Genomic DNA, 15,423 nt, shown 5'->3' with positions numbered 1-15,423 from the left:
GGGCTGGCGCGGCAATTCGCTCAGTGACTGACCAGCCACCGGGCGAATTGACGCAGCCGAGCGGTCATTCAGCCGCAGGTTTTTTCGCCCGCGGCTTCTTCTCCTTGGCCGCAACAGCCGGCTCTTCCTTCTTCGGCTCCTCCTTGTCGTCTTCCATGCCCGTGGCGGCAATATCGCGCAGGCGCTCAACCACCCGCGCATTGACGCTTCCCGCCGGGAATTGCCCCTGTTCATTGGGCGAACCGGCATCCGCACCGACCAGCAGGCTCAGCGCCTCATCGACCTGGCGCACCGCGTAGATATGAAACTGTCCGGCACGCACCGCCTGCAGCACCCGCTCATCCAGCATCAGGGTAGTGACATTGGAGTGCGGAATGATCGCGCCCTGCTCGCCAGTCAGGCCGCGGGCCTCACAGAGGCGGAAGAAACCTTCGATCTTCTCGTTGACTCCGCCCACCGCCTGCACTTCACCAAACTGGTTGATCGAGCCGGTAATAGCGAAACACTGCTTGAGCGGTGTCCGCGACAGGGCCGAGATCAATGTGCAGACCTCACCGAGGGAGGCGCTGTCACCGTCGACATAACCGTAGGACTGTTCCAGGGCGATGCTCGCGGAGATTTCCAGAGGGAATTCCTGAGCATATCGACTGCCCAGGTAACCGGTGAGGATCATCACACCTTTGGAGTGGATCGGCTGACCGAGGTTAACCTCACGCTCGATATCGACAATCCCGCTGCCGCCCGGATAGACCGTGGCGGAAATCCGCGCCGGCACACCGAAGGCCGAGTCGCCGACTTCCAATACGGTCAGGCCGTTGCACTTGCCCACGGCTGCACCAGCGGTGTCGATCAGGATGATCCCGGCCAGCATATCGTCGATGATCCGCGCCGAAACACGGCCCGTACGGGTGGCCTTGGCCTTCAGTGCACGCTCGATATGTCCGGCGTCGGTGACTTCATCCCCGGCCAGGCTGCGGATAAAGTCGGCTTCGCTGACCAGCTGAAACAGATCGCCGATACGCGCCGACAAGCGCCCCTGGTGCTCGGCCAGGCGCGCGCTGTAGGTCGCAACCCGCGCCACCGCCGCCGTCAGTGGTGCCATGCCCTCTTCCGAGGTGCGGGTTTTCATCAGCTGGGCGAACTGCTCAAGGCTGTCATCGGCCAGCGGAATGTCTTCATCGAAATCGACCAGGACGCGGAACATCTCCTGGAAGTCCGGATCGAGGTCCTGCAGCGTGTAATACAGCTGGCGCGAGCCGATGATCACCACCTTGAGGTGCAGCGGAATCATCTGCGGGGTCAGGGTCACGGTGGCAATGCGACCGAGATCACCGAGTGGCGACTCCATCTTCAGCTGACGCGATTGCAGGGCACGTTTGAGCGCATCCCAGACAAACGGTTCACCGAGCATCTTCTCGGCTTCCAGAATCAGGAAGCCGCCATTGGCGCGATGCAGCGCACCGGGACGCAGCTGGCGGTAGCTGGTGTAGAGCGCACCCTGATCGGTGTTGTATTCGATACGGCCGAACAGGTTGTCGTAGGTCGGGGGCGGCTCAAACACCACGGGCGCGCCGCCCTGGGCGTGATGACCGACCACCAGGCTCGGGCAGTACTGCTCTTCGAGCAGCTTGCGGGTTTGCGCGTCGGCCTTTTCCACTTCAACCAGCTGGTCAACCACGGTCTTCAGCAGGTTGACCTGTACCGCCTGCAAGTAAGCACAGACGCCTGCGTTCTCGGCGTACTTCTCCGACAGCGGCGCAAGCAGCGGCTGCAGGGCGATGGTGATGGTTTCCTCGTTGAGCTGACGCAGCAGGTTGCTCGACTCGCGCTTCCACTGCGGCAGGCTGGCCAGCTCCTCGTTGAGGCGCTCTTCCAGCGCAGCGATATCGGCATGGAAGCGCTCACGCTCGGCTTCCGGCAGCTGGGCAAACTCGGCCTCATCCAGTGCCTTGCCCTCAAGCATCGGGGTGAAGGCAATGTTGCTGCTGTCGCGGTACAGAGCCACGCTCTTTTCCAGCGACAGCCGCTCGATCACGTCCAGCGCCTGGTCGTAGCGCTTGTTGAAGGCACGGTCGATGGCGTTTTTCTTCTGCTGAAATGAGGGGTGTTCGAACACCGCTGGGAAGGTCGCCAGCAGGTTGTCGATCAGGCCGTTGATATCGGCGAGAAACTCGCCGGCGGTGCCAGACGGCAGCTCTAGCGCACGCGGCTCACGCGGCTCATCGAAATGGTTGACGTAAACCCGGTCAGCCGGGGTCTCCAGGCGCTTGGCTTCAGCCTTGAGGTAGCGTTTGACGAAGGAGAAGCGGCCGGTACCGGGCTCGCCCATGACAAACACGTTGTAACCGGGGCGCGGCATCGCCACGCCGAACTGCAGCGCCTCGACGGCGCGCTCCTGGCCCAATACACCACGGAAGGGCTCCAGGTCTTCGGTATTGGTGAAGTTGAACTGCTCAGGGGAAAAGGGACGGGTAAGTGCTTCAGGAGCCAACCGCAAATGGGCTGCGACGGAGTCTGGCATTGGAAATCCTTGGACGGGGGCCTGGTGGAAATCATGGCCGCATCGGCCCGCATCCACAAGCCATAAGCTCAATCGCGCGCCTCTCCTTTAAGGCGCCAGCAGGCGAGCGCAACACCTAGGGTCAGTTGGCCTGATCCTGCATACCGGCACAGGTCAGGCAATATTCGGCAGCAGGCATGGCCTGCAGGCGCCCCGGACTGATGGTTTCACCACAGCGCAGGCACACACCGTAGCAACCCTCAGCCAGGCGCAGTTTGGCCAGGCCAACCTGGCGCATGCCGCTCTCAGCTTCGGCCAGCAGGGCTTCAAGCACTTCATCGTTCTGCCGCTGCAGAGCCTGCTCGGCGAAATCCGGCGAGTGGCTGCGCGCCAGATCCTGGCGAATCGCGTGGGCACGCGCGCTATATTCGTTCAGCAGGCTATAGAGAGCGGTGTGGGGGTCAAAGACAGACATACCGATAGTCCTCGAAGGCTCAGCTGTAAGTGTGGTTCTTGCAGGGCTTTTTACACTGATGCCCGTCAGTAATTCTGTAACTTTTCTTCATTTATCAGACGAGGGCCACGGGCTATTAAGGCCCCCTCAATACAGCGCCAATAAAAAACGGAGCCTTGCGGCTCCGTTTTTTATTGCAGCGCGGCTTACTGCGCCAGCTTCTTGTAACGCACGCGGTGCGGCTGCGCGGCAGCGTCGCCGAGGCGCTTCTTACGGTCGGCCTCGTACTCGGTGTAGTTGCCCTCGAAGAACTCGATATGCGAGTCGTCTTCGTACGCCAGGATGTGGGTCGCCACGCGATCCAGGAACCAGCGATCGTGAGAGATCACAATAGCGGCGCCAGGGAAGTCGAGCAGTGCTTCTTCCAGCGAACGCAGGGTTTCCACGTCGAGGTCGTTGGACGGTTCGTCCAGCAGCAGCACGTTGGCGCCCTCTTTCAGGGTCAGCGCCAGGTGCAGACGGCCACGCTCACCACCGGAGAGGTCCTTGACGAACTTCTGCTGGTCGCCACCCTTGAAGTTGAAGCGACCGACATAGGTACGCGACGGCACTTCATAGTTGCCGATCTTGATCATGTCGGAGCCGCCAGACACGGCTTCCCACACGGTCTTACTGCCGTCGAGGTCGTCGCGGCTCTGGTCAACGCAGGCCAGTTGCACGGTTTCACCGATCTCGATGCTGCCCGAGTCCGGCTGCTCCTTGCCCATCAGCATGCGGAACAGGGTCGACTTACCGGCACCGTTACCGCCGATCACCCCGACGATAGCGCCCTTGGGCATGCTGAACGACAGGTTGTCGATCAGCGCGCGGTCGCCGTAGCCCTTGCTGACGTTGACGAAATCGATGACCTTGTCGCCCAGACGTGGGCCGACCGGGATATAGATCTCGTTGGTTTCGCTGCGCTTCTGGAATTCCTGCGACTGCATTTCCTCGAAGCGCTGCAAGCGCGCCTTGGATTTCGACTGGCGGGCCTTGGCGCCTTTGCGCACCCACTCCAGTTCTTCCTTCATGGCCTTTTCATGGGCCGACTGCTGCTTGGATTCCTGGGCCAGACGCTCCGATTTGGCTTCCAGCCAGCCGGAGTAGTTGCCCTCATAAGGAATGCCCGCACCGCGGTCGAGTTCTAGAATCCAGCCGGCGACGTTATCCAGGAAGTAACGGTCGTGGGTAATGGCCACCACAGTGCCCTGGAAGTCGTGGAGGAAGTGCTCCAGCCAGGCCACCGAGTCGGCGTCCAGGTGGTTGGTGGGTTCGTCCAGCAGCAACATGTCGGGAGCCGACAGCAGCAGGCGGCACAGGGCCACGCGGCGCTTCTCGCCACCGGAGAGGTGCTCGACCTTGGCGTCCCAGGCAGGCAGTCGCAGGGCGTCGGCGGCAACTTCCAGCTGGCGCTCCAGGTTGTGGCCGTCGCTGGTCTGCAGGATGGCCTCCAGCTTGGCCTGTTCGGCGGCCAGCTTGTCGAAGTCGGCATCCGGCTCGGCGTAAGCGGCGTAGACCTGATCCAGACGCGCCTGGGCGTCCTTGATCTGGCTCACCGCCTCTTCCACCACTTCGCGCACGGTCTTGCTCGGGTCGAGCTGGGGCTCCTGCGGCAGGTAGCCGATATTCAGCTCCGGCATCGGGCGGGCTTCGCCATCGAACTCGGTGTCGACGCCGGCCATGATCTTCAGCAGGGTGGATTTACCCGAACCGTTGAGGCCGAGCACGCCGATCTTCGCGCCAGGGAAGAACGACAGGGAGATGTTCTTGAGGATTTCCCGCTTCGGCGGTACGACTTTGCCGAGCCGATGCATGGTGTAAACGTAAGAGCCTGTTTTGCCTGATTTGTCACTTTTTGACATGGTTTGATTCGCCTTTAATCCTGTGTCTTCAGTGCTTGAGTGGTAGTGACAAGCGCTTAAATTCTGGAAAGTAAAACGTTATGTTTTGCGCTGACCGGCTGATGCCCCTGACTATAGTTAGAAAAGTTATTTTTTATGAGGGAGCAACATGGGCTTCCAGGTCATAGAGCAGGTGGTGAATGCTGCTCGAAGAAAGCTGCTGGTGCAAGACTACATCCCTGTCTACTACCCCAACCTATACATCACAATGGAGCACTCGGGCAGAGCACTCGAAACGACCAAGAAGTACCTTGAGCATCTGGCTGTGCTTGAGGAGTTTCTGGCTTTTTCCTCCATTGATTTGATTTCTCACCTCGAACAGCGCCCTCACAGCCAATACCTGACAGACACTGAGCTTTCTAGGTTTGTGTCAGACGCGGGGTTTAGTAAGGAAACCTTGGCCATGAAGTACTTACTACCACTGGCGCTGGGTTGCAGATACATCAGGGATACGCTGTCGCCCCGTTCAACCACAGCAGTGGGCGGTTCTGTGGGGTAGTAGGTGGCGACCACTTCGTCGGCTGGGTTGTTGTCGCAGAAGTAGAACACCGGTCCACTGCCTGCCACCAGCGCGTAACGCGCCTGCAACTCGGCGATGCGCAGGCGGTAGTTGTCACTGACGCACTGGGTGATGTCGTCGGCTTTCCAGCAGTCATTGCGACCCTTGATCCAACCAAGCTGTTCAGCCTTCAGCACACGCGGGTGTTCATTCTGGGCTTTAGGGAAACTCTGAATAAGACTTCCTGATTTTGGCAAAATGCCCGGACGCCACCCGCCGAGTTTTCCGATGAAGCAAATGACCTTCGCCGATGCCGAGTACGCCGGCAAACGCAAGCAGACCCGCAAAGAGTTGTTCCTGATCGAGATGGATCGGGTGGTGCCGTGGAAGGGTTTGATCGCACTGATCGAACCGTATTACCCCAAGGGTGAAGGCGGTCGGCCGGCCTATCCGCTGATGGCGATGCTACGTGTGCACCTGATGCAGAACTGGTTCGGCTACAGCGACCCGGCGATGGAAGAAGCGCTGTACGAGACCACTATCCTGCGGCAGTTCGCCGGGCTGAGTCTGGAACGTATCCCCGACGAAACCACCATCCTCAACTTCCGTCGTCTGCTGGAGAAACATGAGTTGGCTGCCGGCATCCTGGCCGTCATCAATGGCTATCTTGGCGACCGTGGCCTGTCGTTGCGCCAAGGCACCATCGTCGATGCCACGCTGATCAATGCGCCGAGTTCGACCAAGAACAAGGACGGCAAACGCGACCCAGAGATGCACCAGGCCAAGAAGGGCAACCAATACTACTTCGGCATGAAGGCGCACATTGGCGTGGATGACGAGTCGGGGCTGGTACACAGCGTGGTAGGCACGGCGGCCAACGTGGCGGATGTCACTCAGGTCGACAAGTTGCTGCACGGCGAGGAAAACGTGGTGTGCGCCGATGCGGGTTATACCGGCGTCGAAAAGCGCCCCGAACATGATGGGCGCGAGGTGATCTGGCAGGTTGCTGCCCGCCGCAGCACCTATAAGAAGCTGGGTAAGAGCAGCCCGCTGTACAAAGCCAAACGCAAGATCGAGAAGGCCAAGGCCCAGGTGCGCGCCAAGGTTGAGCACCCGTTCCGGGTGATCAAGCGTCAGTTCAGTTATGTAAAGACACGCTTCCGTGGCTTGGCCAAGAACACGGCGCAACTGGTGACGCTGTTCGCGCTGTCGAACCTGTGGATGGCACGCCGACATTTACTGACCAATGCAGGAGAGGTGCGCCTGTAATGCGGGAAATGGCTGCCGCGAGCTACTCGCGGCGGCTAAAAACACAGAAATGAATGGGTAATCTGATCGTTTTTGATCGATTTGCCGCTTTCAAAATCGGCGGGGCTGAAGTCAGCCAGAAATACATGGCTACTTCAGACCATCCTTAGCGCTGGCCTTTTGATATCCCTTGGCCATCTGCACATCCAGCGCAGCCAGTTCATCATTCTGGCAAATGCGCTGCTCAAGGCTGTCCGTTTCGACTTTACTGCAATCAAATGAGGGGCTATCTGCCTAGGCGAAAGATCAGGCTGGGCTGAGGGTTATGAGCACACGATGGTTCTGATCATATGTGCTCAAGCGCGGGTTCAGGGTTGGTCATGCATGTAGTCAGGTTTGCGTGTACCGATCACGGTCAAATGGAAGTCGCCTTCATCCATTGGGATGACGTCATTGTGAATTTGCTCGAGCGCGTCATGACTGCGATAGACCTCGACCCGGTGGTTCTGCACACCGGGCTCAATCATCTCCAATCCGTACTGGGCTTGTGCATCACCGGTTGTTGGCAGAGGCACTTTGGCAAGTGGCTGGACAAGCTGCAGTTGATGGGTGACCACGTGATTAGTTTGTGTGGGTGGTTTTTGAGTGGCTGTAGAGCCAGGTTTAATCAGTAATGTCGGCCGACCGCCATGGGCTATTGGCGGCACCATGTACTTAGTGGCCGTTGGAACGGGTTGCGGGGTAGGCGTGGACGTAGGTACTTGCCCCGGAATGTTCATGGGCTGCGGTACCTTGTAAGGGGTGGCAGTCGGAACGGCTTGCGGTGTAGGCGTAGGTACTTGCCCCGGAATGCTCATAGGCTGCGGTACCTTGTAAGGGGTGGCAGTCGGAACGGCTTGCGGAGTAGGCGTAGGTACTTGCCCCGGAATATTCATGGGCTGCGGCACCATGTATGGGGTGGCAGTCGGAATGGCTTGCGGTGTAGGCGTAGGTACTTGCCCCGGAATGTTCATGGGCTGCGGCACCATGTATGGAGTGGCAGTCGGAACGGCTTGCGGAGTAGGCGTAGGTACTTGCCCCGGAATATTCATGGGCTGCGGCACCTTGTACGGGGTGGCCGTCGGCACGGGTTGCTGGATAGGTGTTGGTACCAGGTTAGGTACGGCGACAGGGGTTAAGGCCACGCCGTGAATGTCAGGTGTCAGGCTACCCAAAGGCGGATTGGTTGTTTGCGTGGGTGGGTTGCTGGTCTGGTGGTCAGGCGTTGGCTGCTGCGGATTGCTTGAGCCAGTGGCCGCGCTGTGGTGCTGGCATTGCCAGCTTTGCGAGTTGGCGCAGTTGGCGCCTGCCAAGGCTGCTGAACTGAGCAGGGTGAGGCATAGCAATAAAAGTCTCATGGAAAACCCCTCAGAAATAATGAACCACTTGCATCCAGACGCGGTAGTCGTCGATGCCGTCGGTGTTTTCACCGGTAATCGGGTCAACCACAGGACTGTCGGCGGTTTGCCAGCCGATTAGTCCGCGCACCAGCCACTGGTTTTGCCAGGTCTGGGTCAGTCCTATGCCTGTCGCATCCAGAGTGACTTCGTTATCCAGATCGGGGTTGCCTGCTTGCCAGCCGGTCCATGTGTCCTGATGCTGTTTGAGCCAGCCTTTCTGATAGAACAGCTCGGCCTGCAAGGAGCCATCTAGTATTGGCTGGGCAAAGTCATAGCGCAGTTCGAGGTGCATGGCCACGGCACTGTCACCACCCACTTCTCCCGGTGGGTAGCCAGCCATCGAAGTCGGTCCACCAAAATAATATTTCTGTGAAGTATCGAGGTTGCCGGCAGCGAGCTGGCCATTGAGATTGCCATAAAGTGACCATTGACCTGACAGGTGCTGCAAGCGCTGCAAATAGAAGTTGATGCGCTGGAAGTCGCCGTCGGCATCGGGGCCATTGCGGTTGTAACTGCGGGCGTTTTCATTGCCACGCAGGTCCGCTGTGCCGGCGGTCAGCGAGAGGCCATAGAGGGATAAACCATTGGCCAGCCAGTCGTGATCCTCGTCACCCTCCAGGCCCAGGGTCAGACTGTCCAGTTCACGGATGGCGTTAAAGTCAAGATCGTTGTTGTCTACGATGCGCGCATGATTGAAGGTGCCGCGAACATTCAGATTACTATGGCGAGCACGTATCAGTGGATGGGTCAGGTACAGGCTAAGGTCGCTGGCGTAACCATCGGCGCCACCCAGGTTATCGATGTTATCCGTTTGGTAGTCGTAATAGTCGAGACTGGCACCTAGGCGGGTTCCAGTGGCCGAAATCGGACGTAGATAGTTCAGATAAGCGTAGTTTGAGTCACTACCTGAGCTGACCAAGCGGGTAACCAGTTGATCGCCAGAGCGGCTAGGACTGTTGAGGTATAAGGTTGTACCCACGCGCTCACGGCCACTGTGTTCGCTTCCGTAGTTGTCCGCATCGATGTTGCCGCTAAACAGCGGTTCATCGCTGATGTTGCTGCGCAGTCTGGCTGTGCCAACCGCTGTGCCGGGGTAAAGGGTCGCATTGCTGCGCACGCCGGGCAGATCTTCGATCAATAACAGGACGCGCTCCATGTCTGCACGATGCAGTGGCTTGTCACTCTTGAGCTCAGCCTCAAGCATGCCTTGAACCAGCGTGCTGTCGATGCGCTCTCCTTGGTTGTCCACCTCCAGTCCGCCAGCTTCCAGGTGGCCTTCGAACACATCCAGACTGATGACACCACCCTGGATTGTTTGCGGCGGGATAAACACCGTGGCCGCAAAGTAGCCCGCATCACGGTAATGGCGCATGAGTGCGTCGGCAGCCTGGTGGATTTGCTCGGTGTTAAGGATGGTCTGAAAAAGACTTCCTGATTTTGGCAAAATATCCGCACTCCACCCGCCGAGTTTTCCGATGAAGCAGATGACCTTCGCCGACGCCGAGTATGCCGGCAAGCGCAAGCAGACCCGCAAAGAATTGTTCCTGATCGAGATGGATCGGGTAGTGCCATGGAAAGGGTTGATCGCTTTGATCGAGCCGCATTATCCAAAGGGTGAAGGCGGCCGACCGTCCTATCCGCTGATGGCGATGCTGCGAGTGCATCTGATGCAAAACTGGTTCGGTTACAGCGATCCGGCGATGGAAGAGGCGCTGTACGAGACCACCATCCTACGCCAGTTTGCCGGGCTGACTCTGGAGCGCATTCCTGACGAAACCACCATCCTCAACTTCCGCCGCTTGCTGGAAAAACACGAACTGGCTGCCGGCATCCTGGCCGTGATCAATGGCTACCTGGGTGACCGTGGTTTGTCGCTGCGCCAAGGCACCATCGTCGATGCCACGCTGATCAACGCGCCGAGTTCAACCAAGAACAAGAACGGTAAGCGTGACCCTGAGATGCACTCAACCAAGAAAGGCAATCAGTATTACTTCGGCATGAAGGCGCACATCGGGGTGGATGACGAGTCTGGCTTGGTGCACAGCGTGGTGGGTACTGCCGCCAACGTGGCGGATGTCACCCAGGTCGATAAGCTGCTGCACGGCGAGGAAAACATGGTGGGGGCCGATGCCGGATATACCGGTGTCGAGAAGCGCCCCGAGCATGAGGGCCGTCAAGTGATCTGGCAGGTTGCAGCACGGCGTAGCACTTACAAGAAACTCGGTAAGCGCAGCGCGCTGTACAAAGCCAAGCGCAAAATCGAGAAGGCCAAGGCCCAAGTGCGAGCCAAGGTCGAGCATCCGTTTCGGGTGATCAAGCGTCAGTTCGGTTATGTGAAGACGCGCTTCCGTGGCCTGGTCAAAAACACGGCGCAACTGGTGACTTTATTCGCGCTGTCAAATCTGTGGATGGCGCGCCGAGATTTACTGACGAATGCAGGAGAGGTGCGCCCGTAATGCTGGAAATGGCTGCCGCGAGGTGCTCGCGGCGGCTAAAAACACAGAAATGAGCCGGTAATCTGATCGTTTTTGATCGATTTATCACTTTCGAAATCAGCAGAGGCTGACGTCAGCCAGAAATGCATGGCTACTTCAGAGGATCCCTAAGGAAACTCTGAAGAAGACTTCCTGATTTTGGCAAAATACCCGGATTCCACCCGTCGAGTTTTCCGATGAAGCAGATGACCTTCGCCGACGCCGAGTACGCAGGCAAGCGCAAGCAGACCCGCAAAGAGTTGTTCCTGATCGAGATGGATCGAGTAGTGCCGTGGAAAGGATTGGTCACCCTGATCGATCCGCACTACCCGAAGGGCGAAGGTGGCAGGCCCGCCTATGCGCTGATGGCGATGCTGCGTGTGCATCTGATGCAAAACTGGTTCGGTTACAGCGATCCGGCGATGGAGGAAACGCTGTACGAGACCACCATCCTGCGCCAGTTCGCCGGCTTAAGCCTGGAACGCATTCCCGATGAAACCACCATCCTCAACTTCCGTCGCTTGCTGGAGAAACACGAGCTGGCTGCAGGCATCTTGGCTGTGATTAACGGCTACCTGGGCGACCGTGGTCTGTCACTGCGCCAGGGCACCATCGTCGATGCCACGTTGATCAATGCGCCGAGTTCGACCAAGAACAAGGACCGTAAGCGCGATCCGGAAATGCACCAAACAAAGAAGGGCAACCAGTACTACTTCGGCATGAAGGCGCACATCGGCGTGGATGACGAGTCGGGTCTGGTGCACAGCGTAGTAGGCACGGCAGCCAACGTGGCGGATGTCACCCAGGTAGACAAACTGCTGCACGGCGACGAAAACGTGGTGTGTACTGACGCAGGTTACACCGGTGTCGAAAAGCGTCCGGAGCATGAAGGTCGGAAGGTAATCTGGCAGGTGGCGGCACGCCGCAGCACCTACAGGAAGCTCGATAAGCGCAGCGGGTTATACAAAGCCAAGCGCAAGATCGAGAAGGCCAAAGCCCAAGTGCGCGCCAAGGTCGAGCATCCGTTTCGCGTGATCAAGCGCCAGTTCGGTTATGTGAAGACGCGCTTCCGTGGCCTGGCCAAAAACACCGCACAACTGGTAACGCTGTTCGCCCTGTCGAACCTGTGGATGGCCCGTCGACATTTGCTGACGAATGCAGGAGAGGTGCGCCTGTAATGTGGGAAATGACCGCTGCGAGGTGCTCGCGGCGGCCAGAAACACCGAAATGAGCGGATGACTTGATCGTTTTTGATCAGTTTTCCGCTTTCAAAATCAGCGGAGGCTGAAGTTGACCGGAAATACAGGGCTACTTCAGACCATCCCTAAGTGCTACCTGGCCGCAGCACTTAAGCAGCTGGGCATTAGGCCACGGCGCCAGTATGCTACGCGCCACACGTACGCGACCGTATGCCTTATGGCCGGTATGACCCCGGCCTTCGTTGCAAAACAGCTCGGGCACGGCGTCCAGGTGCTACTCGATACCTATGCAAGGTGGATCGATTCAGACGCAGATATGTTGGAGCTGGAAAAGCTCAATAGAAGTTAACGTGCGTAAATCTGGCCGCACTTACCGGCGGCCATGAACCTTATTCCAATCAATATCGTAACCAGCCTCTTGAAGCTCCATCCCTAGCGCTTGCTTCCAAGCACCGCCACTATCGAAATCAGTCCATACCATGCCAAGAAAATCACTTGGTAATTCAACCTCGCCTTGCTTAATAACGCATACATTAGGCCGACTCAGTCTCGCCATGAAATATCCAAGCTCAAGCAGCACATTCTGGCGAACCCGGGGCTGAATTGGCCCACCCTTCACACCGCCCTCATCATCTGGCGTCAATAGAACAACTGCGAACCCAACGTCACCATAACGCTCAATTTTCTCAATGACAGTCCCACTTCCGCTCGCTTGTTCATGAAGAATAATTGGTTCAAAACCAAGAAGACTTAGGAATCGTGCCACTGCCTCGCGTGGCGCAGGCTCGTGTCCATGCACAATAAAAATACGGCATGATTTAGGCGAAGTTTTAGGCGCGTCAGTGGGCAGTTCGTCAGGGGATTTTCCAATGTGCTCGATATCTGACAAGTCATCTTCTAATGAGCGTCGCGCTTGACTAAGCAAAGCTATGGATTCTTGAATTTTTCTCGTCGTATGGGCCACGTAGTCTGGACGCGCCCCCCCTCGATTGCTACAACGTAAGCCGTATAGTGCAGACTGGCCGCACCAGAATACCTTTTAGCTGCGCTAGTATTTAAACCAAAGCAGCGCTCAAGAGTGTCCTGAATAGCAACCTCAAGAGCCTGAAGGCCAGGAGATGTCCTACCTTCGAGGCTACGCACATTAAAATCTTTGAGCTCTGCTATACGATCTTCAATACGCGAAATACACAGTGATATCTGCCTGGCGCTCAGAACCAACTTCGGTTCATCCGCAGTGGCGAAAGTGGATGGTTTACGAACCATTTATTGCTTCCATACAGAGTGTGGTTCCAACACTATCACGACACTCGGGGCAACCCAATTGCACCAAGCTAATACGCTCCCATGCTTTGCTTAAATTGGGGGTAATCACTGGCACGATCGGTACTGTTTTGGTACAGTCGCCGCCCGATTATGGCTGCAAGGCCCGAAATCAAAAGATTAAGAAAGGTGGTCGCGGCTTACCAAAAATAAGTAGCTACCACCCCCTAAAAGCCGGCCACAAGCCGGCTTTTTTATGTCTGCCATCCATGGCAGCCACCCTTCGAGCCGTCGCTGCGCGACGTTAAAAACTGCTCCAGACAGTTTTTTATGTCTGCCCCACCCAGAGCCTACCTTCAGGCTGTCGATACGCGACGTTAAAAATGGCTCCCGGCCATTTTCATGCCCGCGATCTGGCCAACCCATGCGCCAGCGACCTTGGTCGACTTGGCCCCACCACGCGCGCTGGTTAAGCTGCTGACCTTTTACCTGAGCCTTTGCCATGTCTGTGTCCGAGATTCTGCTGCTGGTACTCGCCGGTATTGCTGCCGGCGGGATGAATGCCCTGGCCGGCGGCGGCACGTTTTTCTCCTTTCCGGCCTTGCTCGCGGCAGGCCTACCGCCGGTAACGGCCAATGCCACCAATGCCGTGGCGCTATGGCCGGCCAGCTTGGCCGGGGCGTGGGCGGCGCGGGATTCGCTGCGACCGTTGGGGCGCTATCTGCTGCCATTGTTGGCAGCCGGGCTGGCGGGCGGGCTGCTGGGCGGACTGTTGCTGCTGGTGGGCGGCGATGCGGTATTCGCCAAGCTGATTCCCTGGCTGTTGCTGGCCGCCACTGCGCTGTTTGCCGCCAGCCCCTGGCTTAGTCGCTGGCTGGCCGCGCGCCGCGCCGAGGCCGCACAACCGCCGCACGGCCCACTGTCACTGGCCGCGCATATCGGCGTATCGATCTATGGCGGTTACTTCGGTGCCGGCATGGGCATTCTGCAACTGGCGGCGTTTTCCATCGAAGGCCACCCGCTGGCTCGCGCCAATGCCCTGAAGAACCTGATTTCAGCAGTGATCTACAGCGTCGCCACCGCGACTTTTATCATCGCCGGTCGGGTCAGCTGGTATGAGCTGGTGATTCTGCTGGTGGGCGCCACCCTGGGCGGCTATGTCGGAGGTGCGCTGGGCCAGCGGTTGCCGGCCAAGTTCCTGCGCCTGCTAGTGATCGGCGTGGGCAGCGGCATGACGCTTTATTACTTCTGGGCGACCTATTTCGCCCAGTAGCCCTCACTGCTTGCCGCGCTTGCGAAACTCCACTGGGGTTTCGCCGACCCAGCGCTTGAAGGCGCGATAGAAAGTACTCGGCTCAGAGAAGCCGGTGCGCTCGACTATCACCTCAATACGCTCATCGGTGTTGAGCAGCAGGTCCTTGGCCAATCGGCAGCGGTAGTCGGTGACCAGATCATTGAAGCGCACCCCGGCCATGGCCAGCCGCTCACGCAGCCGCCGCGCCGGCATATTCAGCCGTGCCGCCACCTGTTCCAGGGTGGCACCGCTGTCGACCAGTAGCTCGCCAATCAACTCACGCACCTTGCGCACCAGGTCCAGCCGCTCGACTTCGGCCAGTTGCCGACGCGCCAGCGATTCATGCATGCGCAGCAATTCTGGCGCGGCATGCCGCGAGGTTTTCTCCAGTACCGAGGCATTGAATACCAGCGCATAACGCTCGCCACCCAACTGAGCGGGGCAGCCATAGACCTGCTGATACAACTCGGAGGGCGCGCCAGAAGCATGCATAAACTGCACTTCAAAAGGCGTGAAATCGCCCTCGGTCAGCGCATCGAACAGGCGGATCACTGCACCGGCAAGCATCTCCGGAAAGTGCCGCGGCGTTCCGGGAATCAACCCAAGCACCAGTACCGCGCGCTCGCCCTGCAGATCCAGTTTGGCATTCAGGGTATCGGAGAGCAGCCGTACGTAGCGCAGCACATGACGCAGCCCATCGCCAAAGGTTTCACTGGAGAGAAACAGGTATTCCAACAACAGGCCGTGGAAGGCCGGCAGGTGCTGGGCCAGATAGAGGCCGACATGCTCCTCGCCGCATTCATCGATAGCGGCCTTCCAGAACATGGCCTGGGCCGCATGGGGAAAGCGTCCGGCAGGCAAACCACCGGGCGGTAGGCCAACACGCGCCAGAACCCGATCGGGGTCGTTACCGCTGGCACGCAAGGCGTCGATCACCGGGCGCATCAGCGCCACATCGTCAGTCAGGTCACGCATGTCGAGGAACTCTTATTGTTTGCGAGGCGCGGCCATCTTAGGCAGCTTTAGGTCATGCGCTCAAGGCGTGAATGCGAGCGATTGACTGGCCCGACGCGCGTCCAGGCATGGCGGCCAATGCACGGCGGCGCTAGCCGA

General features: G+C 58.4%; 13 protein-coding genes and 2 pseudogenes. 7 read left to right on the top strand and 8 right to left on the bottom strand.

What is annotated here, in order from left to right; translation table 11 throughout:
* Positions 1–64: 64 nt before the first annotated feature.
* The 3 genes from BLW24_RS12905 to ettA form a co-directional block, all read right to left on the bottom strand.
* The gene (locus tag BLW24_RS12905) at positions 65–2,521 is read right to left on the bottom strand and encodes a Lon protease family protein (RefSeq protein ID WP_090381523.1); all 2,457 of its coding nucleotides are present in this window, start codon (positions 2,519–2,521) and stop codon (positions 65–67) included.
* A gap of 121 nt (positions 2,522–2,642) precedes the next feature.
* The gene (locus BLW24_RS12900; RefSeq protein WP_090381520.1) at positions 2,643–2,975 is read right to left on the bottom strand and encodes a TraR/DksA family transcriptional regulator; all 333 of its coding nucleotides are present in this window, start codon (positions 2,973–2,975) and stop codon (positions 2,643–2,645) included.
* Positions 2,976–3,160: 185 nt separating this feature from the next.
* Positions 3,161–4,855, bottom strand: coding sequence for an energy-dependent translational throttle protein EttA (gene ettA / locus BLW24_RS12895; protein WP_090381516.1), 1,695 nt, complete (start codon positions 4,853–4,855; stop codon positions 3,161–3,163).
* A gap of 148 nt (positions 4,856–5,003) precedes the next feature.
* Here ettA and BLW24_RS26525 point away from each other — a divergent pair.
* Positions 5,004–5,306 (top strand): annotated as a pseudogene (locus BLW24_RS26525) (site-specific integrase); the annotation flags it as partial.
* On the opposite strand, the gene BLW24_RS26520 reads toward BLW24_RS26525, so the two are convergent.
* Positions 5,222–5,407 (bottom strand): MliC family protein, encoded by a 186-nt coding sequence (locus tag BLW24_RS26520; RefSeq protein ID WP_244161275.1) that lies wholly within the window; start codon positions 5,405–5,407, stop codon positions 5,222–5,224. The pseudogene BLW24_RS26525 and the gene BLW24_RS26520 overlap by 85 nt on opposite strands.
* Positions 5,408–5,681: 274 nt before the next feature.
* Here BLW24_RS26520 and BLW24_RS12880 point away from each other — a divergent pair, with 274 nt between their 5' ends.
* Together BLW24_RS12880 and BLW24_RS12875 are read left to right on the top strand one after the other, a co-directional pair.
* A complete protein-coding gene (locus tag BLW24_RS12880; RefSeq protein WP_090375425.1) occupies positions 5,682–6,662 on the top strand; it encodes an IS5 family transposase in 981 nt (326 codons plus the stop codon).
* Positions 6,663–6,734: 72 nt separating this feature from the next.
* Positions 6,735–6,923 carry a hypothetical protein gene (locus BLW24_RS12875; RefSeq protein ID WP_090381510.1) on the top strand — a complete coding sequence of 63 codons (189 nt, stop codon included), beginning with the start codon at positions 6,735–6,737 and terminating at the stop codon, positions 6,921–6,923.
* An 86-nt stretch (positions 6,924–7,009) separates the two neighbouring features.
* Here BLW24_RS12875 and BLW24_RS25965 read toward each other — a convergent pair whose 3' ends face one another.
* Positions 7,010–7,258: a hypothetical protein gene (locus BLW24_RS25965; protein WP_167360369.1), complete on the bottom strand. Its 249-nt coding sequence runs from the start codon at positions 7,256–7,258 to the stop codon at positions 7,010–7,012.
* A gap of 790 nt (positions 7,259–8,048) precedes the next feature.
* Positions 8,049–9,596, bottom strand: a complete 1,548-nt coding sequence (locus BLW24_RS12865; RefSeq protein WP_167360368.1) for a ShlB/FhaC/HecB family hemolysin secretion/activation protein — start codon at positions 9,594–9,596, stop codon at positions 8,049–8,051.
* Here BLW24_RS12865 and BLW24_RS12860 point away from each other — a divergent pair.
* The 3 genes and pseudogenes from BLW24_RS12860 to BLW24_RS27400 all read left to right on the top strand — a co-directional run.
* Positions 9,556–10,536, top strand: a complete 981-nt coding sequence (locus BLW24_RS12860) for an IS5 family transposase (protein ID WP_090376416.1) — start codon at positions 9,556–9,558, stop codon at positions 10,534–10,536. The genes BLW24_RS12865 and BLW24_RS12860 overlap by 41 nt on opposite strands.
* Before the next feature lie 215 nt (positions 10,537–10,751).
* Entirely contained in the window at positions 10,752–11,732 is a 981-nt protein-coding gene (locus tag BLW24_RS12855) for an IS5 family transposase (RefSeq protein ID WP_090381501.1), read from the top strand.
* 154 nt (positions 11,733–11,886) lie between these two features.
* Positions 11,887–12,102 (top strand): annotated as a pseudogene (locus BLW24_RS27400) (site-specific integrase); the annotation flags it as partial.
* A gap of 21 nt (positions 12,103–12,123) precedes the next feature.
* Here the strand turns inward: BLW24_RS27400 and BLW24_RS12845 are convergent.
* Positions 12,124–12,642 (bottom strand): TIR domain-containing protein, encoded by a 519-nt coding sequence (locus BLW24_RS12845; protein ID WP_244161156.1) that lies wholly within the window; start codon positions 12,640–12,642, stop codon positions 12,124–12,126.
* An 876-nt stretch (positions 12,643–13,518) separates the two neighbouring features.
* Between BLW24_RS12845 and BLW24_RS12840 the strand changes: the two genes are divergently transcribed.
* Positions 13,519–14,289: a sulfite exporter TauE/SafE family protein gene (locus BLW24_RS12840; protein ID WP_090381495.1), complete on the top strand. Its 771-nt coding sequence runs from the start codon at positions 13,519–13,521 to the stop codon at positions 14,287–14,289.
* 3 nt (positions 14,290–14,292) lie between these two features.
* Here BLW24_RS12840 and BLW24_RS12835 read toward each other — a convergent pair whose 3' ends face one another.
* Positions 14,293–15,285 (bottom strand): AraC family transcriptional regulator, encoded by a 993-nt coding sequence (locus BLW24_RS12835; protein ID WP_090381492.1) that lies wholly within the window; start codon positions 15,283–15,285, stop codon positions 14,293–14,295.
* Positions 15,286–15,423: the final 138 nt, after the last annotated feature.

The sequence above is a fragment of the Pseudomonas anguilliseptica genome, from assembly GCF_900105355.1.
Taxonomy (GTDB): Bacteria; Pseudomonadota; Gammaproteobacteria; order Pseudomonadales; family Pseudomonadaceae; genus Aquipseudomonas; species Aquipseudomonas anguilliseptica.
The sequence above is the reverse complement of the archived record's forward strand: the minus strand, read 5'-3'. Positions and strand labels throughout refer to the sequence as shown.

Excerpts from the sequence above, each read along its gene's own strand:
- BLW24_RS12905 (WP_090381523.1), bottom strand. The coding sequence starts at position 2,521 with ATGCCAGACTCCGTCGCAGCCCATTTGCGGTTGGCTCCTGAAGCACTT.
- BLW24_RS12900 (WP_090381520.1), bottom strand. The coding sequence starts at position 2,975 with ATGTCTGTCTTTGACCCCCACACCGCTCTCTATAGCCTGCTGAACGAA.
- ettA (WP_090381516.1), bottom strand. The coding sequence starts at position 4,855 with ATGTCAAAAAGTGACAAATCAGGCAAAACAGGCTCTTACGTTTACACC.
- BLW24_RS12880 (WP_090375425.1), top strand. The coding sequence starts at position 5,682 with ATGAAGCAAATGACCTTCGCCGATGCCGAGTACGCCGGCAAACGCAAG.
- BLW24_RS12860 (WP_090376416.1), top strand. The coding sequence starts at position 9,556 with ATGAAGCAGATGACCTTCGCCGACGCCGAGTATGCCGGCAAGCGCAAG.
- BLW24_RS12855 (WP_090381501.1), top strand. The coding sequence starts at position 10,752 with ATGAAGCAGATGACCTTCGCCGACGCCGAGTACGCAGGCAAGCGCAAG.
- BLW24_RS12840 (WP_090381495.1), top strand. The coding sequence starts at position 13,519 with ATGTCTGTGTCCGAGATTCTGCTGCTGGTACTCGCCGGTATTGCTGCC.
- BLW24_RS12835 (WP_090381492.1), bottom strand. The coding sequence starts at position 15,285 with ATGCGTGACCTGACTGACGATGTGGCGCTGATGCGCCCGGTGATCGAC.